Source organism: Rhizobium sp. SG2393, from assembly GCF_042610495.1.
GTDB lineage: Bacteria > Pseudomonadota > Alphaproteobacteria > Rhizobiales > Rhizobiaceae > RU20A.
On the sequence record NZ_JBHGAP010000007.1, the window covers coordinates 43,153 to 62,768 of the forward strand.

Here is a 19,616-nt window from a genome sequence, read left to right on the forward strand (position 1 = left end):
AGCCCCATGCCGATCAAGATCCCCGATGCACTGCCCGCCTTCCAGACCCTCGTTTCCGAGGGCGTGCGGGTGATGACGGAAACCGTGGCTATCCGGCAGGATATCCGCCCGCTGCAGATCGGCCTGCTCAATCTCATGCCGAACAAGATCAAGACCGAGATCCAGATGGCGCGCCTCGTCGGCGCCTCGCCGCTGCAGGTCGAGTTCTCGCTGATCCGCGTCGGCGGCCACCGCGCCAAGAATACGTCGGAAGAGCATCTGCTGGCCTTCTACGACACGTGGGAGGAGATCCGGCACCGCAAGTTCGACGGTTTCATCATCACCGGTGCGCCGGTGGAAACGCTCGATTACGAGGACGTGACCTACTGGGACGAGATGAAGCAGATCTTCGACTGGACGGAGACGAACGTCCATTCGACGCTCAACATCTGCTGGGGCGCCATGGCGGCGATCTATCACTTCCACAAGGTGCCGAAATACACGCTGAAGGAAAAGGCCTTCGGGGTGTTCCGCCACCATAATCGCAAGCCGTCCTCGGTCTTCCTCAACGGCTTTTCCGATGACTTCCAGATCCCGGTGTCACGCTGGACGGAGGTGCGGGCAGCCGATATCGCCAAAGTCGCCGATCTCGACATCCTTATGGAGTCTGACGAGACGGGTGTCTGCTATGTGGAGGAGAAGGGCGGCAAGCGGCTCTACGTGTTCAACCACGTCGAATATGATTCCACCTCGCTGGCGGACGAATATTTCCGCGACGTGAATGCGGGTGTTCCCATCCGCCTGCCGAAGAACTATTTCCCCCATAACGACCCGTCGATCCCGCCGCAGAACCGCTGGCGCAGCCATGCGCATCTCCTGTTCGGCAACTGGATCAACGAGATGTACCAGACGACGCCCTACGATCTGGACGCGATCGGGAAGGGCTGAGATCCGATTGAGGAGGCGCCGCCGATGCTCATCCCGTTCTTCCTGATGCTTCGGGCAGAGCGGGTGCCGGTGACGCTGCGCGAGTTGCTGGCGCTGCTGGAAGGCATGCAGGCGGGGCTTGCCGACTTCGACGTCGAGGCCTTCTACTTCCTGGCGCGGGCGGCGCTTATCAAGGACGAGCGGCATATCGACCGTTTCGACCGGGTGTTTGCGCAGTGTTTCCGGGGGCTTGAGCGCGTGTCCGGTGCAGAGGGCGAAGGGCCGCGGCCATTGCCGGAGGAGTGGCTTCGCAAGCTCGCCGAGCGGCACCTGACGGAGGAGGAGAAGGCACTCATCGAGAGCCTTGGCGGCTTCGATGCCTTGATGGAAACGCTGCGCCAGCGGCTGGCAGAGCAGCAGGAGCGCCATCAGGGCGGGTCGAAGTGGATCGGCACGGCCGGAACGTCGCCCTTCGGCGCCTATGGCTACAATCCCGAGGGCGTGCGGATCGGGCAGCCGGAATCACGCCATCGGCGGGCGGTCAAGGTGTGGGACCGGCGCGATTTCCGCGACTATGACGACGAGGTCGAGTTCGGCACGCGCAACATCAAGGTGGCGCTGCGGCGTCTCCGGCGCTTCGTGCGCGAGGGGGCGGCGGATGAGCTGGATCTGCCGGCAACGATCCGTGCCACCGCCGAGCAGGGTTATATCGATGTCGTGACGCGGCCGGAGCGGCGCAATGCGGTGCGCATGCTGATGTTTCTGGATGTCGGCGGATCCATGGACGGGCATGTGCGGGATGTGGAGATGCTGTTTTCGGCGGCGCGCTCGGAGTTCCGGCATCTGGAGCACTTCTATTTCCACAACTGCGTCTATGAAGGCGTGTGGAAGACCAACAGCCGCCGGCACGTCGATCGGATTCCGACAGAAGAGGTGCTGCGCACCTACGGGTCCGGCTACAAGCTCTGCTTTGTCGGCGATGCCGCGATGAGCCCCTACGAACTGACCCATGCCGGCGGCTCCGTGGAGCACTGGAACAGCGAAGCGGGTGCGGTGTGGCTGGAGCGGCTGGCCGCGCAGTTTCCCGGCCATGTCTGGCTCAACCCGGTCAAGGCGGATTACTGGGGCTATACGGCCTCGATCGGGCTGGTGCAGCGGCTCATGGGCGGGCGGATGTTTCCGCTGACACTCTCGGGCCTGACGGACGCGATGCGGGCCCTGCTGCGCTGATCTTCAATTGTATGATTTATGAGTTGCGGCGGCGTGGAAATTGCAGCAGTTTCGCCGCGCCTGCCGTGAGGAGCGGGCTAAGCGGGGAGGATTGCATGGTGCGCGAGCATTTCGGCGTTTTGCCGACGGGTGAAGTGGTGGAACGGGTGACGCTGTCCGGCGGCGGACTGACGGCGAAGGTGTTGACCTATGGCGCGGTCATACAGGATCTCCGGCTCGAAGGACATCAACCGGCACTCGTCCTCGGTTTCGAGACGCTTCAGCCTTATCTCGACCACTCGCCCTATTTCGGCGCGACGCCCGGCCGCTGCTCCAACCGCATCGGCGACGGCCGCTTCACGATTGACGGTGTGCCGCACCAGCTGGAGCGCAATGAGCGAGGCGTCACCCACCTGCATGGCGGCAGCGACGGGCTGGCGGTGCGCAACTGGGAGATCGTCGATCTCGGCGCGGACTTCGTGGTCCTTAGGATCACCGATCCGGCGGGCCGCGCCGGCTATCCCGGCACGTGCCGCGTGACGGTGCGCTACAGCCTTTCGCATAGTGGGCGGCTGAACGTGATCTATGAATCAACGACCGATGCGGCAACACTCTGCAACATCTGCCAGCACAGCTATTTCAACCTCGATGGTCGCGACGATGCCCTGGACCATGTGATTTCCATCGCAGCCGATCATTATCTTCCGGTCGACTCCCGCCTGATCCCGACGGGTGAAATCCGCCCGGTGGATGGCACCGTCTTCGACCTGCGCCAGCCGACGCCGATGCATGTGCAGAAGAGCGGCGAAAAGATCGCCTACGATCATAATTTCTGCCTGTCGTCGGAGCGCACGGGCCTGCGCAGCGTGGCGCGCGTCGCAAGCGCGCATTCCGGCATTTCGCTTGAGGTCAGAACGACGGAGCCGGGCGTGCAGTTCTATTCCGGTGTGATGATCGCGCCGATGCCCGTGGCGGGGCTGGATGGCCGCATCTACGGGCCGTTCTCGGGCTTCTGCCTGGAGACGCAGGTCTGGCCGGATGCCATCAACCATGCCGGTTTCCCGAATGCGGTGCTGCGGCCGGGCGAGGTGCTACGACAGGAAACCGACTACGTCTTTTCGCGCGGATAAGCACGACAAGGTCTACGAAAAAAGGCCGGCGTGGAGATCCGCGCCAGCCCTTCATCGAACGTTGCAGCAGTGCTCAGGCCATGCCGGTGGCAAGCACCGGCGCACGGGCGACGAGGGCGCTGCGCAGCTTTTCGAGCGCGCGGGTCTCGATCTGGCGGACGCGCTCCTTGGAAATGCCGAGGTCGGCGCCGAGCTCTTCAAGCGTCGCGCCCATCTCCGAGAGGCGACGCGCCTTGATGATCTTCATTTCGCGTTCGTTGAGTGCCGTCAGCGCATCCTTCAGCCATTCGCGGCGACGCTCGCCATCGATGAGATCGCCGACCTGCTCGTCCGGCAGGGGCTCGTCGCTGGCGAGGAAGTCCATGCGCTCTGCACCATCGGGCTCACCGGATGAAACGGGCGCCTGAAGCGACGTGTCGCTGCCGGAAAGACGGGCATCCATGGTCTGCACGTCGCGCACGCTGACGCCGAGTGCCGTGGCAATCTGCTCGTGCATGGCCTGCGCGGTCAGCTGCTGGTCACCCTGGGCGAGGCGGGCGCGCAGACGGCGGAGGTTGAAAAAGAGCGCCTTCTGGGCGGAACTGGTGCCGCCACGGACGATCGACCAGTTGCGCAGGACGTAATCCTGCATGGAAGCGCGGATCCACCAGGTCGCGTAGGTGGAAAAGCGGACCTCACGGCCGGGCTCGAAACGGGCGGCCGCTTCTAGCAGGCCCACATAGCCTTCCTGCACGAGGTCACCCATGGGCAGGCCGAAGTGGCGGAATTTGGTGGCCATGGACACGACGAGGCGCATATGGGCCATGGCGATGCGGTTGCGTGCTTCCTGGTCGTCGTTCTCCCGCCAGGCAATGGCGAGGTCCTGTTCCTCCTGGCGCTCCAGATAGGGGGCAGCCATTGCAATCTTGATCAGGCGTCTTTCAGCACTCGGGTTCTTCATCGGAAAGCTCCGTCAGATCGCGCTTGGCGCGTCACGAGTTCGACCAGCATCCAGCAGAAGGAAGGAGCCATCAGGATTGAAGTCACAGACACAACTGGCCGACTTGACTTGAATCCGGGTGTTTCTATCTCTCCACTCACACATGAAAAACAGGCGGGGCACGATGAGGGGTTTCATGGACCGGCTGCCGCCGTGCGGAGCCATGTCCGTCGGCGTCTGGAAAACGCCGCATCTTGAAAAAAGTTCCGGTCGCCCTTGAAAATTTTGCGCGCCGACGCGTCTTTTCTTTTTTGCCTGTCGCGTTAGGTGCGCGGGCCCTGCCGTTGGCGACATGCCGCCCGATAAGTATCTGTTAATGATCAGAAATTCTCGAGCGCATCTCGACGGCCGCCGGCCCGGCCCTGGCTCGAGGCGGAAGCTGGCTGAGCATTTCCGGCAATCAGATTATCAGCGCGCACAAAAAAACCCGGGTGTGAGCCCGGGCTTTTTGTGGATGCCTGTGTCGATGCCGTCGCGGCCTTGATCAGGCAGCTTCGTCCTGGCTGTCGTCTTCCTCGACGGTCTTGCCGCGCTTCGGACCCTTGTTCAGGTGGGTCTCGACGAGGCGAACCGCTTCGGTTTCCGACATCTTGTTGACGGCTGCGATTTCGCGGGCCATGCGGTCGAGGGCTGCTTCATAGAGCTGGCGCTCGGAGTAGGACTGTTCCGGCTGGTTTTCGGCGCGGTAGAGGTCGCGAACGACTTCGGCAATCGCGATCAGGTCGCCGGAATTGATCTTGGCATCGTATTCCTGCGCACGACGCGACCACATGGTCCGCTTCACGCGAGCCTTGCCCTGAACGACCTTGAGGGCACGCTCGACGAAATCGGTCTCGGAGAGCTTGCGCATGCCGATGCTCACGGCCTTGGCGACCGGAACCTTCAGACGCATCTTGTCCTTTTCGAAGTCGATGACAAAAAGCTCGAGCTTCATGCCAGCCACTTCCTGCTCTTCGATAGCGACGATTTGGCCCACGCCATGGGCGGGATAGACGATGGATTCACCGGTCTTGAAGCCGTGGCGGTTCGAAGATTTCTTCTGCTGGGTCGTCATTCGTTTCAAAAACTCCCTGTTACGCTCCCGGCTTGGGGGCCGGGGCCGGGTCAACAAGGCCCGGGATCGGCGGAAACCGCCGGATGACACCTGCTGGTCCGCCCACAGTGACAAACGCAAAGACGACACGTCCACCAACGGCAACTTGCGTTGCGAGTTAAAATGTGGGCGGTCGAGGGGATCGTTTGCTTTCGTGATGGTTTCGGGCGCGCGCAAGCGTCCCGAGTTGGATCAGTTTTGAGACCCTATCACAAAAAACTGTCGAAATCAATAATTTGCTTTGACAGGACGTCAAAGATCGGGGGTCTCGGGCGCCGCTGCTTCGCGGGCCGCCCGGACCGTCATGCCGCCAGCGGGCGCGTTCTGGCGCCCCGCCGGTGCTATGGTCAGTTGCCTTCGCCGGGCTCGGGGGAGAAGAACTTCTCGAACTTGCCCTCGACGCCATCCATTTCCTTGGCTTCCGGCAGCGCGTCGCGCTTGACCGTGATGTTCGGCCATTTCACGGCATATTCAGCGTTGATTTTCAGCCACTTGTCGAGCCCGGACTCGGTATCCGGCTTGATGGCGCCCGCCGGGCATTCCGGCTCACAGACGCCGCAATCGATGCACTCGTCGGGATGGATGACGAGGAAGTTCTCGCCTTCATAGAAACAATCGACAGGGCAGACCTCGACGCAATCGGTATATTTGCAGCGAATGCAGTTGTCGGTCACGACATAGGTCATGCGGAGCTCCAGCCACGTCACATTTGGTCGCAGGCGGCAAGGAAGTGTGAAGGCCGCCCGTCTCGGGATTGCCGGTCCTTGCAGGCCCGCGAAGCAGGGGGCGCATGGTCACCGGCAGCCGTTCACGTAAAGATTTTGGCCCCGCTTTGCAAGGCCAAAAGCCTGTCGCAAAAGGCGGTTCGCGGAGACGAATTTTCTCTTTTACAGGTCAGTTGACGTGGAGGCTCGGATCAGCGCGGAACGCGATGTCAGTCCTCATCCCGAAAGAGCCGATCTATGGCGCGGCGCTCCCGCTTGGTCGGACGTCCGGCACCCGGCTCGCGTGCAGCGAAGACGGGTGCGGTGTCTTCCGGTGTCGGCGCGGGCGTCAGGTCCTCGTATAGAAGCCGGGCTTCCGGTGCCGGACCCCGGCGCTCGCCCGCAGCCAGCACCTTTATCGTCATGTCGCGATGGTCGAGATCAAGGACCAGCGTATCGCCGATCCGCAGTTGTGCGGAAGACTGGGTGGTGCGCGTGCCGTTGATCCGCACGCGCCCGTCCTCGATCAGCTTCTGGGCCAGCGAGCGGGATTTGACCAGCCGCGTGAAGAACAGCCACTTGTCCAGTCGCTGCCTTGCCTCACCCGGTTGCCCGCCTGCTGACGCCATGCCTTACTTCTTCATCTGCTCCTTGAGCGCTGCGAGCTTTGCGAAGGGCGAATCGGGATCAACCGGCTTTTCCTTGCGCGGCGGCTTGGCCTCGAAGGTCTGGGGCTGGTTGCGGTTCGGACGGTTGTCCGGCCGGTCCTTGCGCTCGCCGCCGCGGCGTTCGTCGCGCTCGGGCCGGCCGCCATTGCCGCCGGGCTGGCGGTTGCGGTCGCCGCCCTTGCCATGACGGTTCTCGGCGTTGCGGTTGTCGCCCTGGCGGCCTTCGCCACGGTTGTCGCTGCGCGGCTGGCCACGGCCTTCGCCGCTGCGCTCGCCACCGCGTTCACCGCGGCCACCACTGCGGCGCTGCTCGCCGTCGCCCTGGTTGCGGCCACCCGGACGGCGGTCGCCCTGCGGGCGTGCATTGCGCTGGTTGTCGTTGCGGCCACCCGGACGCCACAGCAGGACCGGCTTCGGTTCTGCGGGTTCTTCCGTATTGGCGGATGCAGCGGCCTCTGCGGTCGCTTCGGATTCGCTTGCGGCGGCTGCGTCTGCCGGTGTTGCGGCTTCCGCGCTTTCGCTCTGGACTGTCTCGACCGCAGCGGCCTCAGCGGCAACGGGTGCGTCGGCGGTGGCTTCGGCTTCCGGCTCGGAGGCGTCGGCATCGTCGCCCGCTGCGGGCTCGCCCTCAGTGGTGACTTCCGCTGCAGCAGTCGGCGCTGCCTTGGCGTCCTGGCTGGCGAGGTGCGCGGCCGCCTGCTCGGCGGTCACGCTTTCGGCGCGGTAGCCGAGACCCTTCAGGATTTCTTCCATGTCGTCGGCGGTGGCGCCGAGAATGGAGAGCATCGCGGTCGTCGTCACGAAGCGGCGGCCGTCATAGGCACCGTCCGGACGCGGTGTTGCGCCCGGCTGCCACTGCAGCAGCGGACGGATGAGGTCGGCCAGGCGCTCCAGAATATCGACGCGCACGGCACGCTTGCCGAGGAAGCGGAAGCCGGCGAGCTTGTAGAAGGTGCGCTCGAAGCTCGGGTCGGTGACGACGGAGGTGCGGCCGGCGGCCAGAACCGGGATGAGGTCGCCGTAGCCGGGCTTGTCGAGGCCATCGTTCTTCAGCGCCCAGAGCAGCGTGATGAGTTCGGCCGGTGCCGGCTTCAGGAGAGCGGGCATGAAGACATGGTAGGCGCCGAAGCGGATGCCGTGGCGGCGCATGGAGGCGCGGGCCTCCTGGTCGAGCGCCTTGACGTCGTCGGCGACATCGCGGCGGAAGAGCACGCCGAGATTTTCGACGAGCTGGAAGGCGAGGCCCTTGGCCATGCCCTGCAGGTCTTCGGCGCGGGAGAGATCGTCCAGCGGCTTCAGCACGGTTGCGATGTGGTGATTGACGAAGCGCTCGATGCGGGCGGCGACGTGATCGCGCGCCGCACCCTGCAGCTGTTCGTCGGCCAGAAGGATCACGCGGGGGTGCATGATGTGATCGCCGGCTGCGAGCTTCGCGACGGGATCGCCGAGCCAGCGCACCGTGCCGTCCGAGGACAGCGCGAGGTCGCCGTTCGCGGCCGCATGCATGCGTGCCGCCCGCGCTTCGAATTCGAGCGCCAGCGCCTTGTGGGCCGCACCCTGAACCGCGCGCGCGTCCGGTCCCTCCGCACCTGATGCCAGCGTGAACCGGAACCCGGTCAACTGTCCGACATGATGGCCGGCAACAAAGACGTCGCCATTCACACTGATTTCCGCTTCCAGCATCGCATTCTCTCTCAGCCGCTTCATGAGCACAGATGTCCTGCGATCAACAAAGCGTTTCGTCAACCGTTCATGTAGCGCGTCGGACAAACGGTCCTCGATTTCGCGCGTCTTTTCCCGCCAGTGTGTCGGATCAGCCAGCCAGCCGGGGCGGTTCGACACATAGGTCCATGTCCTGATTTGCGCAATCCGTGCCGAGAGCGTATCGATCTCGCCATCGGTTCGATCGGCGCGATGGACCTGCTCGGCCATGAAATCCTCGTTCACGACACCCTTGCGCACCAGATCCGCATAAAGCGTCGAAATGAGGTCGGCGTGCTGGGCGGGCGTGATGCGACGGTAATCGGGAAGCGCGCAGGCCTCCCACAATTTCTCCACACGGGCGGACGTCGTGGCGAGATCCTGGATTTCCGGGTAGCGGGACAAATGCTCCAGCGCCTGCTGATCCACGGCCGGCAGGGCGCGAGTCAGTCCCTGGACGCCGGGGGCCTGTTCGAGGCTCTTGCGCAGGGCTGTGAGCGACGAGAAGTCGAAATTCTTGGTGCGCCATTGCAGCACGCGCACGGGATCGAACTGATGCGTCTCGATGCGCTCGACCAGTTCGTTGTCGAAGGGCTCCACCCGGCTCGTCACACCGAAGGTGCCGTCGCGCACATGGCGGCCGGCGCGGCCGGCGATCTGGGCGAGTTCGGACGGGTTCAGGTTTCGGAACTGGTAGCCGTCGAACTTGCGGTCCTGGGCGAAGGCGACATGATCGACATCGAGGTTCAGACCCATGCCGATCGCGTCGGTGGCGACAAGATACTCCACATCGCCTTCCTGATAGAGTGCAACCTGGGCATTGCGGGTGCGGGGGCTGAGCGCGCCGAGCACCACGGCCGCACCGCCGCGCTGGCGACGGATCAGCTCGGCGATCGCATAGACCTCGTCGGCCGAGAAGGCGACGATGGCCGATCGGGCCGGCAGGCGGGTGATCTTCTTTGAGCCGGCGTAGAGAAGCTGCGACAGGCGCGGGCGTTCCACCACCGTGATGCCGGGGAGAAGCCGTTCCAGCAGGCCGCGCATGGTGGAGGCGCCGAGCAGCAGCGTTTCGTGCCGGCCACGTAGGTGCAGCAGACGGTCGGTGAAGATGTGGCCGCGCTCGAGGTCGCTCGCCAACTGGATCTCGTCGATCGCCACGAATTCCGCCGTGGTCTCGCGCGGCATGGCCTCCACGGTGCAGACGGAAAAGCGCGCCATGTGCGGCGTGATCTTCTCCTCGCCGGTGATCAGCGCGACATTGTGTTCGCCCACCTTTTCGACGACGCGTGTGTAGACTTCGCGGGCAAGCAGACGCAGCGGCAGGCCGATCACGCCGGACTGGTGCGCCACCATGCGTTCGATGGCGTAGTGCGTCTTGCCCGTGTTGGTCGGGCCGAGCACCGCGGTGACGCCGCGGCCGCTGAGGATCATCGGTTGGATGGACACCGAAACGCCATGCCTTTCTGGATCGGACCGCTGCATCCGCCTCTCGGCGCCGGCAACGGGGTGGGCAAGACATGCCCATCGCGGAGCCCGATGGCAAGAGCGCGGCGCCGCTTTCTGTCTGTTTCGGCCGTCAGCGTTAAGACTCGGAACAGTGGTGGAACGAATCAGAGACGAATCACTGACTCCGCAAGGTTGCCGGTTTGTTCACCTCTAGATCTGGATGCTGCGGCGCGGTATCGGTCCACATCGTGAATCCACTTGAGGGCCTGGCGGGGCGGTCTGCGTGCCAAAAGTTAACGGCAGAACTGGAGGTGGCGGTTCACGAAACTGTCATGCAACCGTATGAAATGCTTTCCAAATCGTTAACGTGGCGTGTTCGTCTGTGCCGCATTAAGGAATCGATCAAAGCCGGAACGAATCAGCGACGAATCGCTGACTCCGACGCTTTCTCCTTTTGTTCGCCACTACATCTTGTGCGATTCGGCATCGCATCGCGCAAGGCGGGGCAGACTCGCGCGGGTTGCAGCGCTTTCCATGTCCGCAAACGTTAACGGGGGCGACCCGGCAGGGCGCCCCCGTTGAAAAGATGCCTGACTTTCCGTCTGCGTCAGACGACGAACTGGCCGCCATTGGCCGAAATCGTCGATCCCGTGATGAAGCCGGCATCGTCGGAGGCGAGGAAGACCACGATCCGGGCGATTTCCTCCGGCTCGCCGAGACGGCCGACGGGGATCTGCGGGATGATGCGCTCGTTCAGCACCTTCTCCGGGATGGCGCGGACCATTTCCGTGCCGATGTAGCCGGGGCAGATGGCGTTGACGGTGATGCCCTTTGCGGCGCCTTCCTGGGCGAGTGCCTTGGTGAAGCCGAGATCGCCGGCCTTGGCGGCGGAATAGTTCGCCTGGCCCATCTGGCCCTTCTGGCCGTTGATCGAGGAAATGTTGATGACGCGGCCGAAGCTGCGGTCGCGCATGCCCGACCAGATTGGGTGCGTCATGTTGAAAAGACCGTTGAGGTTGGTGCCGATGACGGCATTCCACTGGTCCGGCGTCATCTTGTGGAACATGCCGTCGCGGGTGATGCCGGCATTGTTGACCAGAATTTCGACCGGACCGAGATCGGCTTCCACCTTGGCGATGCCGGCTGCGCAGGCTTCGTAGCTCGACACATCCCACTTGTAGACGGGGATGCCCGTCTCGGCACTGAAAGCGTTGGCCGCTTCGTCATTGCCGGCATAGTTGGCGGCAACCGTGTAGCCGGCATTCTTGAGAGCGATGGAAATGGCTGCGCCGATGCCGCGCGACCCCCCAGTGACAAGCGCTACCCTGCTCATGACATTCCTCCAGCTGCTTTTTGGCCACCGCGGTGGCGTTCCCCATCAAGATGCCCGGTCACGCCGGGCCTTGAGCCGGCTCGCGGGAGCCGGCCCAATTCGTTTCGATCGCTGTCCGGCGGGAAGGATCAGAGGCTTTCGACGCACATGGCAACGCCCATGCCGCCGCCGATGCAGAGCGTGGCAAGGCCCTTCTTCGCGCCGCGGCGCTTCATCTCGAACAGCAGCGTGTTGAGCACGCGTGCGCCGGATGCGCCGATCGGGTGGCCGATGGCAATGGCGCCGCCGTTGACGTTGACGATCGAGGGATCCCAGCCGAGGTCTTTGTTGACGGCGCAGGCCTGGGCGGCAAAGGCTTCGTTGGCCTCGACGAGGTCGAGGTCGCCGATCGACCAGCCGGCCTTTTCAAGTGCCTTGCGCGAGGCCGGGATCGGGCCAGTGCCCATGATCTGCGGATCGACGCCTGCCGTTGCCCAGGAGACGATGCGGGCGAGCGGCTGGATGCCGCGACGGCCGGCTTCGGTTTCCGTCATCAGAAGCGTTGCGGCGGCGCCGTCGTTGAGGCCGGAGGCGTTGCCGGCGGTAACGGTGCCTTCCTTGTCGAAGGCCGGGCGCAGCTTCGTCATGGAATCGAGCGTTGCGCCGTGACGGATGTACTCGTCCTGATCGACGATCGTGTCGCCTTTGCGGGTCTTGACGGTGAAGGGCACGATTTCATCGGCGAACTTGCCAGCCTTCTGCGCGGCTTCGGCCTTGTTCTGCGAGGAGAGCGCGAAGGCGTCCTGGTCGTCGCGCGACAGCTGCCACTGACGGGCCACGTTCTCGGCGGTAATGCCCATGTGGTAGCCGTAGAAAGCGTCCGTCAGGCCGTCCTTGATCATGGTGTCGATGAGCTTGAAGTCGCCCATCTTGGTGCCGCCGCGTAGATGGCCGCAGTGGGGTGCGAGCGACATGGATTCCATGCCCCCGGCAACGATGATGTCCGCATCGCCGGAAACGATCTGCTGCATGCCGAGGGCGACGGCGCGCAGGCCGGAGCCGCAAAGCTGGTTCATGCCCCAGGCGGTGCGGGTGTTGGGAATGCCGGCCTTGATGGCAGCCTGGCGTGCCGGGTTCTGGCCTTCGCCGGCCTGGAGAACCTGGCCGAGGATCACCTCGTCCACGTCGGCGGCCTCGACGCCGGCGCGCTCGAGCACGGCCTTGATGACGGCTGCGCCAAGCTCGTGGGCGGGGGTGTTGGCAAAGGCGCCGTTGAAGGAGCCGACGGCGGTACGGGCCGCGCTGGCGATGACGATCGAGGGTGTGCTCATGGTGTCTCCTCACGGGGGTCGGTAACGACTTCTGGGGGGACAGTGGCAAAGGTCCGGGCGCAAGTCAAACCCGCTTAAAGTCGATTTCCGGTTGTCTCAAGAAAGGTTTGTCGGATGCTTCGCCGCATTGCACAAAGAGATTGTCAGCGTCGTCATTTTGCGGCTACGATTGAAATTACAAGAAGAACGGATCATGGGAAGAGGAGGCCCCGATGCCGAAACACGATGGTCAGATCGTCATCAAGAAATATGCGAACCGGCGCCTCTACAACACGGGAACGAGCACCTATGTGACGCTCGACGATCTCGCCGTGATGGTCAAGAAGGGCGAGGATTTCGTGGTTCAGGATGCGAAATCCGGCGACGATATCACCCATTCCGTTCTCACCCAGATCATTTTCGAGCAGGAATCAAAGACCGGCAACACGCTTCTGCCGATCTCGTTCCTGCGCCAGCTGATCTCCTACTACGGCGACCAGATGCAGATGGTGGTGCCGAGCTATCTCGAGCATTCCATGCAGGCCTTTGCCGAGCAGCAGTCGCAGATGCGCGAGCAGATCAACAAGGCCTTCGGCGATACGCCGCTCGGCAAGAACCTGCAGGTGCCGCTGCAACTGGTCGAGGAGCAGGTGCGGCGTAACACCGAAATGTTCCATCAGGCGATGCAGATGTTCTCGCCCTTCATGGCCGCGCCGCCGGCCGTCAAGGAAACCCGCAAGGCGGATGCCAAGGACCTGGACGAGCTCAAGGAGCAGTTGCGCGCGCTCCAGACCAAGCTTGACACGCTGAGCTGATGATCCGGCGGGCCATGGCCCGCCTTCCCACCGCACTCATGTCTGATCAGAGCCCGATGGACACGTCGCGGGTTGCCGTGCGCATGGACACGGCGAAGCCTGCGATGACATCGATGAAGGCGATCGTCATGAGGATGAAGAAGACGCGGCTTGCGGCCGGCGTCACCAGCAGGAATTCCACCAGGAAGGCCAGGAAGACCACGAGCGATAGCATATGATCGACAAGGGCTTTCGAGCCGATGTGGGTGGCTTTCAGGATTTCCACGAAGAGCAGGATAAGGGCTACGACGATCAGCAGGTCGCCGAAGGTGAGGCCCCAGCGGGCGCCTGATACCATGGTGAAAGTGATCATCTCGGCATCGAAGATGGCCGGTGCCGCACCGAACAGGCCGATCATGGCGAGATTGTAGAGCGCAAGCGGCACGAGCATCAGCGGAACGGCGGCAATCATCGGCAAGTCTCCCGTTGCCCGTCTTTTCAGGGGCGCGCGCATTGAAGCCGGTGCCGGTGGCAATGGCAAGGCGGATGACGCGCATGCCCGCAGTGCACGACACAGCGCCCAAAGAAAAAGGGCCGGCAAGCCGACCCTTTTCAACCATCGTCCGTCCCGGAAAGGCTTATGCGCTTTCCTTGGGGGTCAGAACCTGGCGACCGCGGTACATGCCGGTCTTCAGGTCGATGTGGTGCGGACGGCGCAGTTCGCCCGAGTTCTTGTCTTCGATGTAGGTCGGAGCCTTCAGCGCGTCGGCAGAACGGCGCATGCCGCGCTTGGACGGGCTCGTTTTTCTTTTCGGTACAGCCATTTCTTCACTCCACTTGCGGGCAAAACATGCTCGTCAGCCAACCCAATGGCCGAAAAAGACATGCATCTATCTCGGAAATTTGGCGGGCTTATACATCGCAAAACCCCGCTTGACCAGTCCTTGCCCGCACTTTTTCGATTCCGGCTTTCCGCTGCGCCCTCAGGCTTCGTCTTCCGGCACGATCCAGGTTTCTGCGAGTGCGGCCGCTTGCCAGGCCTTCCAGGCGGGATGCGCGTTCATCGTCTGCATGTAGCTGAGGCTTCCGGCGTCCGTCGTCAACTCGTAGATTGCGAAACGGTTGACGACCGGGGCGAACATGGCGTCGGCCGCCGAAACCTTGCCGAACAGGAAGGGGCCGCCGGAGCGCGCCAGGCAATCGCGCCAGATGGCCTCGATGCGTGCCACATCGTCCATGACGCCGTCGGGGAGTGCGATCGGCGCATGCGGCCGACGGATGTTCATGGGGCAGGCGTTGCGCAGCGCGCGGAAGCCGGAGAGCATTTCCATCGAGATCGAGCGGGCCATTGCGCGGTCGGCGCGCGCCTCGGGCCAGATGCCGGCTTCGGGGAAGATGTCTGCGACATATTCGATGATCGCCAGCGATTCCCACACTCTCACGTCGCCGTGATGCAGGACTGGCACGCGACCGACGGGCGAGAGCTTGAAGAATTCCGGATTTCCGGCCGGGAAATCGAAGGGAATGACGACATGCCGGAACGCAATGCCGGCGGCTGTCATGGCAAACCAGGGTCTGAAGGACCAAGAGGAATAGTTCTGGTTGCCGATGTAAAGGGTGAGGTCGGACATGAGGGCGCCTTTCGGGTCTTGATAGCGCGAACCTAGGCGGTCGCGTGCCTCACGACCAACGAAAAGCTTTGATATCAGTCATAAAGACATCTGACGTAATCGCCCGAGCCGGCGGCACGGCGCTCGATGACGCGGGCAAGTCGCTGCAGGCCGCGGCCCGGCTTGCTCGCCACGCGGTCGATCGGATTGGGCAGGGATACGGCAAGCAGCGCCGCCTGACGGCGCGAGAGCTTTGCCGCGGGCACATTGAAGTGGTAGCGGGCCGCCGCCTCGATACCGTAGATGCCCGGACCCCATTCGGCGATGTTCAGGTAGATTTCCATCACCCGGCGTTTCGACCACACGAAGTCGGCGGCAAGCGCCAGCGGCAGTTCCAGCCCCTTGCGGATGAAGGAGCGGCCATTCCACAAAAAGAGGTTCTTTGCCGTCTGCATGGGGATGGTGCTGGCCCCACGGGTGGGTTCGCCTTCCAGCGCATCATCCACCACGCCGCGCATCTGCACCCAGTCCACACCGTCGTGGAAACAGAACTGGCCGTCTTCCGACATCATCACGGACTGGACGAGGACGGGCGCGATATCGTCAAAATCGACCCACTGGCGGTCATAGCCGCGAAGAAGCGCCAGATCTGCCACCATCAGCGTCGAGACGGGATGCACGAAGGGCAGGAGATAGACGAGGATCAGCAGGTAGGGCGCGAGCACAAGGGCCGCGAGCGTCAGCACCGCACGGCGCAGCCACAGGCGGTACGGCATCGTCGCCGGTGCCGGTGCCGGCGCGGCTTCGGGCGAAGCCATGGCAGGCTCTTCCTGCGGGGCGTCCTTCGCCTCGTCGCGTGTGTCCGGCGTTACCTCCACCCGGTCGCTCCGCTCTTGCCGTTCATGGATCCGTGGCCACCTCTTGCTCCTCGCCGGGCCCCGCGCAGCCGTGCGGGACGGTGATGCGGCAGAGGCAAGGCACTCTTACCCGATGCGCGGGCGAATCGAAAACGGTTTTGGGCCGCCATCCAAGATGTGGTGAATCCCGTCGCGCCGCGGTGGCCCCGCTTGCGTGGCCCTGCCGGCCATGCAAAACACATCGACCATGAGCACGATATCCCTTTCCGTTCCCGATCGCATGCGCCAGACGGCAGAGGCCGTGGAGGCGCGCCTGACGGTGCTTCTCGCCGAGACGCCGGGAGTGGACGAGATTGCGCGTCCGGAGCGGCTGCTGGCGGCCATGCGCCATGCGGTGCTGAACGGCGGAAAGCGGTTCCGTCCCTTCCTCGTCATGGAAAGCGCGGCCCTCTTCGACGGCAACCGCGATGCGGCCCTGACGGTGGGTGCGGCGCTTGAATGCCTGCACTGCTACTCGCTGGTGCATGATGATCTGCCGGCCATGGACGATGACGATCTGCGCCGGGGAAAGCCCACGGTGCATATCGCCTATGACGAAGCGACGGCCATTCTCGCCGGCGACAGTCTGCAGACGCTCGCCTTCGACATCATCTCCGATCCCGCCCTGCCGATCGAGCCTATCCGTCAGGTGGCGCTGGTGCGGGCGCTGGCGCGGGCGGCCGGCATCGGCGGCATGGCCGGTGGGCAGGCGCTCGATCTTGCTGCCGAGCTTCAGGCGCCCGATGAGGCCGGTATCCGCGAATTGCAGGCGATGAAGACGGGTGCGCTGATCCGCTTTGCCTGCGAGGCCGGAGCGATTCTGGCGGGCGCATCCGATTCCGACCGGGCGACGCTCAGGCGTTTCGGCGAGGTGATCGGGCTGGCCTTCCAGCTTGCCGACGACGTGCTCGACATCACCGCGGATGCGGCCGTCATGGGCAAGGCGACGGGCAAGGATGCGGGCCGGGGCAAGGGCACGCTGGTCGGTCTCCACGGTCTGGACTGGGCACGGCAAAGGCTCGACGGTCTTGTTGAGGAGGCGCGCGCGCTACTGCTGCCCTATGGCGCACGCGGAAGCGTGCTGGCAGAGGCGGCGCACTTCGTCGCCGTCCGGGAGAGCTGACCCTGGAGCGCTGTTCTTGAAAGCATAATCCTGCCGATCCCAGTTTCACTCCGGTCGGATTATGCTCCAGAGCGCGTCGCGATCTTGCAGATTCGCGCCTGACGCTTTCACTTTTTGTCTTATCGCATGTCGTTATCGCAAAACCGCTGCACACTTTTGCGCGACATGCTTAAGCCGGCTACTCCGCAGCCGAGGAGCTGGCGAGGCCGAAGCGCTTCTCGATATAGTCGTTGACGAGGGCTTCGAAGTCACCGGCAATGTTGGTGCCGCGCAGCGTCAGGGCCTTCTTTCCGTCGATATAGACGGGGGCGGCCGGCAGTTCGCCGGTGCCGGGCAGCGAGATGCCGATATCGGCATGCTTGCTTTCGCCGGGGCCGTTGACGATGCAGCCCATGACGGCGACCTTCAGGCTCTCGACGCCGGGATATTTCTCGCGCCAGACCGGCATGTTGCGGCGAATATCGTCCTGGATCTTCTGGGCGAGTTCCTGGAAGACCGTCGAGGTGGTGCGCCCGCAGCCCGGACAGGCCGCGACGACGGGGATGAACTGGCGAAAGCCCATGACCTGCAACAGTTCCTGTGCCACCTGCACTTCGCGGGTGCGGTCGCCGCCGGGCTCAGGCGTCAGCGAAATACGGATCGTGTCGCCGATGCCCTGCTGCATGAGAATGCCGAGCGAGGCAGACGAGGCGACGATGCCCTTGGTACCCATGCCGGCTTCCGTGAGGCCGAGGTGCAGGGCGTGGTCGGAGCGTGTGGCGAGCATGGCGTAGACGGCGATCAGATCCTGCACGGCGCTGACCTTGGCCGACAGGATGATCTTGTCGCGGGGAAGGCCGATTTCCTCGGCGAGTTCGGCCGACAGCAGGGCAGACTGGCAGATCGCTTCGCGCATCACCTGCTGGGCCGTCAGCGGAAAGCCCTGCGCCTGGTTTTCGTCCATCAGCCGGGTCAGGAGTTCCTGGTCCAGCGAGCCCCAGTTGACGCCGATGCGCACCGGCTTGTCGTGGCGGATGGCGGTTTCGACGATTGCCGCAAACTGCCGGTCCTTCTTGTCCTTGAAGCCGACATTGCCGGGATTGATGCGGTATTTGGCGAGTGCTTCGGCGCAGGCCGGGTGATCGGCCAGCAGCTTGTGGCCGATATAGTGGAAGTCGCCGACGAGCGGCACGTCGAGACCGAGGCGTTCCAGCCGCTCGCGGATCTTCGGCACGGCGGCAGCGCTTTCGTCGCGATCGACTGTGATGCGCACGATTTCCGAGCCGGCCTGGTAGAGCGCGGCCACCTGCGCGACGGTCGCGTCGATGTCGGCGGTGTCGGTATTGGTCATGGACTGCACGACGACGGGCGCGCCGCCCCCGACCATCACGCCCCCCACATCCACGCCGACGGAGGAGCGGCGGGGTTTCGGTTCGAATTCGAAGGCGGGAGCAATGAGCCGCGACGACATGGCAACCTCGGGGATCCGGTTTTCGCTTGCCCTCAGGTGGAGGACGGGCGGGCGCTTGTCAACGGTGTCGATGGACCGCCGGTGCGCCGCAGCCGTCTCAGTGCTTCCGGTCGGCGTGGGCGGCGTGGTGCGAGAGGAGCAGAACGACGATGAAGAGCACGGGAAGCGAGGCATAGACCACGCCGAAGCCGATGTGCTCGGCCACGAAGCCGATCACGGACGGGGCGACGAGGATGCCTGAATAGCCCATGAAGGTGACGACCGAAAGCCCGATGCCCGGCTGGAGCCCCGGCATGTTGCCGGCTGCCGAAAAGGCGATCGGCACCATGTTGGCAATGCCGATGCCGGCCACGGCGAAGCCCAGAATGGCAAGCCATGCCGTCCCGGCGAAGCCGGCCGTGAGCATGCCGACGAGGGCGAAGGCGGCGCTGACCCGCAAGGTGCGCACCGCGCCCAGCCGATCGCGCACGAGGTCGCCGGCAAAGCGCATGATGCACATGGTGGCGGAGAAAGCGGCGAAGGCGAAGCCCGAGAAGGCGACGGAGGCGCCAAGCTCGTTGCGCAGGTAGAGTGCGCTCCAGTCCAGCACGGCGCCTTCGGGCACCATGGAGAACAGCGCCATGATCCCGACCAGCCAGGGCAGGAGTGTCTTCGGCAGGCTCAGCTTTTCCTTCTTGGTTTCCGGGTGCGGTGCGTCGCGCAGCGTGATCGGCCAGGCGATTGCCAGCATGAGCGCCGCAATGATGGTGACGATGACGGCATGGGCGGTGATGCCGAGCGAGCCCATGGTGATGCCGCCGACGCCCGCGCCCAGCACGCCCCCAAGACTCCAGAAGGCGTGGCAAGAGGACATGATCGCCCGGCGCATCGATTTTTCAACCTCGATCGCATTGGCGTTCATCGCCACGTCCATGGCGCCGAGAAAGGCGCCGAGGGCGACCATGCCGAGGAAACCCGTCCAGAGATTGGGGACGAAGGTCATGACCAGCAGCATGGGCGTGAGGAAAACGCCCGATACCAGCGTCACCTGCCGCGAGCCGAGCTTTGCCGACAGCGCGCCCGCCACCGGCATCAGCAGCAGCGAGCCGATGCCGAAAGCGAGAACGAGCAGGCCGAGCACGCCTTCGGAGACGCCGAGCCGGTCCTTGAATTCCGGGATCTTCGGAACCCAGCTGCCCATGACGAAGCCGTTCATCAGGAAGAGAAGGGAGACGGCGATGCGGGTCTTCGGCGCGAAGCCGGCCGCAGCAGGGCTGGCGGGGTGCATGGTGCTCATCGGCATGTC

Annotated in this window: 18 protein-coding genes; 5 read left to right on the forward strand and 13 right to left on the reverse strand. The window is 64.0% G+C overall.

Features of this window, described 5'->3' with window-relative positions; translation table 11 throughout:
- Nucleotides 1-6: 6 nt before the first annotated feature.
- The 3 genes from metA (at nucleotide 7) to ACED18_RS14880 (ending at nucleotide 3,245) form a co-directional block, all read left to right on the forward strand.
- The gene (metA, locus tag ACED18_RS14870; RefSeq protein WP_377293575.1) at nucleotides 7-927 is read left to right on the forward strand and encodes a homoserine O-succinyltransferase; all 921 of its coding nucleotides are present in this window, start codon (nucleotides 7-9) and stop codon (nucleotides 925-927) included.
- A 24-nt stretch (nucleotides 928-951) separates the two neighbouring features.
- Complete coding sequence (locus tag ACED18_RS14875; RefSeq protein WP_377293577.1) at nucleotides 952-2,136, forward strand: VWA domain-containing protein; 1,185 nt, start codon at nucleotides 952-954, stop codon at nucleotides 2,134-2,136.
- A 95-nt stretch (nucleotides 2,137-2,231) separates the two neighbouring features.
- Nucleotides 2,232-3,245 (forward strand): aldose epimerase family protein, encoded by a 1,014-nt coding sequence (locus tag ACED18_RS14880; RefSeq protein ID WP_377293579.1) that lies wholly within the window; start codon nucleotides 2,232-2,234, stop codon nucleotides 3,243-3,245.
- 73 nt (nucleotides 3,246-3,318) lie between these two features.
- Here ACED18_RS14880 and ACED18_RS14885 read toward each other — a convergent pair whose 3' ends face one another.
- The 7 genes from ACED18_RS14885 to ACED18_RS14915 all read right to left on the reverse strand — a co-directional run bounded on the left by ACED18_RS14885 (nucleotide 3,319) and on the right by ACED18_RS14915 (nucleotide 12,479).
- Nucleotides 3,319-4,185, reverse strand: coding sequence for an RNA polymerase factor sigma-32 (locus ACED18_RS14885; protein WP_377293581.1), 867 nt, complete (start codon nucleotides 4,183-4,185; stop codon nucleotides 3,319-3,321).
- Between the two features lie 523 nt (nucleotides 4,186-4,708).
- The gene (locus ACED18_RS14890) at nucleotides 4,709-5,278 is read right to left on the reverse strand and encodes a CarD family transcriptional regulator (RefSeq protein WP_377293583.1); all 570 of its coding nucleotides are present in this window, start codon (nucleotides 5,276-5,278) and stop codon (nucleotides 4,709-4,711) included.
- Between the two features lie 386 nt (nucleotides 5,279-5,664).
- Nucleotides 5,665-6,003 (reverse strand): ferredoxin FdxA, encoded by a 339-nt coding sequence (gene fdxA / locus ACED18_RS14895; RefSeq protein ID WP_377293586.1) that lies wholly within the window; start codon nucleotides 6,001-6,003, stop codon nucleotides 5,665-5,667.
- A 248-nt stretch (nucleotides 6,004-6,251) separates the two neighbouring features.
- Complete coding sequence (locus tag ACED18_RS14900; RefSeq protein WP_377293588.1) at nucleotides 6,252-6,650, reverse strand: RNA-binding S4 domain-containing protein; 399 nt, start codon at nucleotides 6,648-6,650, stop codon at nucleotides 6,252-6,254.
- A gap of 3 nt (nucleotides 6,651-6,653) precedes the next feature.
- On the reverse strand, nucleotides 6,654-9,821 hold the full coding sequence (locus ACED18_RS14905) for a helicase-related protein (RefSeq protein ID WP_377293840.1): 3,168 nt from the start codon (nucleotides 9,819-9,821) through the stop codon (nucleotides 6,654-6,656).
- A gap of 622 nt (nucleotides 9,822-10,443) precedes the next feature.
- Nucleotides 10,444-11,169, reverse strand: coding sequence for a beta-ketoacyl-ACP reductase (locus tag ACED18_RS14910; protein WP_377293590.1), 726 nt, complete (start codon nucleotides 11,167-11,169; stop codon nucleotides 10,444-10,446).
- Between the two features lie 128 nt (nucleotides 11,170-11,297).
- Nucleotides 11,298-12,479, reverse strand: coding sequence for an acetyl-CoA C-acetyltransferase (locus ACED18_RS14915; protein ID WP_377293592.1), 1,182 nt, complete (start codon nucleotides 12,477-12,479; stop codon nucleotides 11,298-11,300).
- Between the two features lie 212 nt (nucleotides 12,480-12,691).
- Here ACED18_RS14915 and phaR point away from each other — a divergent pair, with 212 nt between their 5' ends.
- Nucleotides 12,692-13,273 (forward strand): polyhydroxyalkanoate synthesis repressor PhaR, encoded by a 582-nt coding sequence (gene phaR, locus ACED18_RS14920; protein ID WP_377293594.1) that lies wholly within the window; start codon nucleotides 12,692-12,694, stop codon nucleotides 13,271-13,273.
- A 46-nt stretch (nucleotides 13,274-13,319) separates the two neighbouring features.
- Here the strand turns inward: phaR and ACED18_RS14925 are convergent, their stop codons facing one another.
- From ACED18_RS14925 to mtgA, 4 genes are all read right to left on the reverse strand, one after another.
- A complete protein-coding gene (locus tag ACED18_RS14925; protein WP_377293596.1) occupies nucleotides 13,320-13,724 on the reverse strand; it encodes a hypothetical protein in 405 nt (134 codons plus the stop codon).
- 166 nt (nucleotides 13,725-13,890) lie between these two features.
- The gene (gene rpmF / locus ACED18_RS14930; RefSeq protein WP_012067326.1) at nucleotides 13,891-14,076 is read right to left on the reverse strand and encodes a 50S ribosomal protein L32; all 186 of its coding nucleotides are present in this window, start codon (nucleotides 14,074-14,076) and stop codon (nucleotides 13,891-13,893) included.
- 159 nt (nucleotides 14,077-14,235) lie between these two features.
- Complete coding sequence (locus ACED18_RS14935) at nucleotides 14,236-14,883, reverse strand: glutathione S-transferase family protein (RefSeq protein ID WP_377293600.1); 648 nt, start codon at nucleotides 14,881-14,883, stop codon at nucleotides 14,236-14,238.
- A 74-nt stretch (nucleotides 14,884-14,957) separates the two neighbouring features.
- A complete protein-coding gene (gene mtgA, locus ACED18_RS14940) occupies nucleotides 14,958-15,638 on the reverse strand; it encodes a monofunctional biosynthetic peptidoglycan transglycosylase (RefSeq protein ID WP_377293842.1) in 681 nt (226 codons plus the stop codon).
- 328 nt (nucleotides 15,639-15,966) lie between these two features.
- Here mtgA and ACED18_RS14945 point away from each other — a divergent pair, with 328 nt between their 5' ends.
- Nucleotides 15,967-16,881, forward strand: a complete 915-nt coding sequence (locus ACED18_RS14945; protein WP_377293602.1) for a polyprenyl synthetase family protein — start codon at nucleotides 15,967-15,969, stop codon at nucleotides 16,879-16,881.
- Between the two features lie 178 nt (nucleotides 16,882-17,059).
- Here the strand turns inward: ACED18_RS14945 and ispG are convergent, their stop codons facing one another.
- Together ispG and ACED18_RS14955 are read right to left on the reverse strand one after the other, a co-directional pair.
- Entirely contained in the window at nucleotides 17,060-18,316 is a 1,257-nt protein-coding gene (ispG, locus tag ACED18_RS14950; RefSeq protein ID WP_377293844.1) for a flavodoxin-dependent (E)-4-hydroxy-3-methylbut-2-enyl-diphosphate synthase, read from the reverse strand.
- A 112-nt stretch (nucleotides 18,317-18,428) separates the two neighbouring features.
- Complete coding sequence (locus ACED18_RS14955) at nucleotides 18,429-19,613, reverse strand: MFS transporter (protein WP_377293604.1); 1,185 nt, start codon at nucleotides 19,611-19,613, stop codon at nucleotides 18,429-18,431.
- Between the last annotated feature and the right edge of the window lie 3 nt (nucleotides 19,614-19,616).

Excerpts from the sequence above, each read along its gene's own strand:
- metA (WP_377293575.1), top strand. The coding sequence starts at position 7 with ATGCCGATCAAGATCCCCGATGCACTGCCCGCCTTCCAGACCCTCGTT.
- ACED18_RS14875 (WP_377293577.1), top strand. The coding sequence starts at position 952 with ATGCTCATCCCGTTCTTCCTGATGCTTCGGGCAGAGCGGGTGCCGGTG.
- ACED18_RS14880 (WP_377293579.1), top strand. The coding sequence starts at position 2,232 with ATGGTGCGCGAGCATTTCGGCGTTTTGCCGACGGGTGAAGTGGTGGAA.
- ACED18_RS14885 (WP_377293581.1), bottom strand. The coding sequence starts at position 4,185 with ATGAAGAACCCGAGTGCTGAAAGACGCCTGATCAAGATTGCAATGGCT.
- ACED18_RS14890 (WP_377293583.1), bottom strand. The coding sequence starts at position 5,278 with ATGACGACCCAGCAGAAGAAATCTTCGAACCGCCACGGCTTCAAGACC.
- fdxA (WP_377293586.1), bottom strand. The coding sequence starts at position 6,003 with ATGACCTATGTCGTGACCGACAACTGCATTCGCTGCAAATATACCGAT.
- ACED18_RS14900 (WP_377293588.1), bottom strand. The coding sequence starts at position 6,650 with ATGGCGTCAGCAGGCGGGCAACCGGGTGAGGCAAGGCAGCGACTGGAC.
- ACED18_RS14905 (WP_377293840.1), bottom strand. The coding sequence starts at position 9,821 with ATGATCCTCAGCGGCCGCGGCGTCACCGCGGTGCTCGGCCCGACCAAC.
- ACED18_RS14910 (WP_377293590.1), bottom strand. The coding sequence starts at position 11,169 with ATGAGCAGGGTAGCGCTTGTCACTGGGGGGTCGCGCGGCATCGGCGCA.
- ACED18_RS14915 (WP_377293592.1), bottom strand. The coding sequence starts at position 12,479 with ATGAGCACACCCTCGATCGTCATCGCCAGCGCGGCCCGTACCGCCGTC.
- phaR (WP_377293594.1), top strand. The coding sequence starts at position 12,692 with ATGCCGAAACACGATGGTCAGATCGTCATCAAGAAATATGCGAACCGG.
- ACED18_RS14925 (WP_377293596.1), bottom strand. The coding sequence starts at position 13,724 with ATGATTGCCGCCGTTCCGCTGATGCTCGTGCCGCTTGCGCTCTACAAT.
- rpmF (WP_012067326.1), bottom strand. The coding sequence starts at position 14,076 with ATGGCTGTACCGAAAAGAAAAACGAGCCCGTCCAAGCGCGGCATGCGC.
- ACED18_RS14935 (WP_377293600.1), bottom strand. The coding sequence starts at position 14,883 with ATGTCCGACCTCACCCTTTACATCGGCAACCAGAACTATTCCTCTTGG.
- mtgA (WP_377293842.1), bottom strand. The coding sequence starts at position 15,638 with ATGCCGTACCGCCTGTGGCTGCGCCGTGCGGTGCTGACGCTCGCGGCC.
- ACED18_RS14945 (WP_377293602.1), top strand. The coding sequence starts at position 15,967 with ATGAGCACGATATCCCTTTCCGTTCCCGATCGCATGCGCCAGACGGCA.
- ACED18_RS14955 (WP_377293604.1), bottom strand. The coding sequence starts at position 19,613 with ATGCCGATGAGCACCATGCACCCCGCCAGCCCTGCTGCGGCCGGCTTC.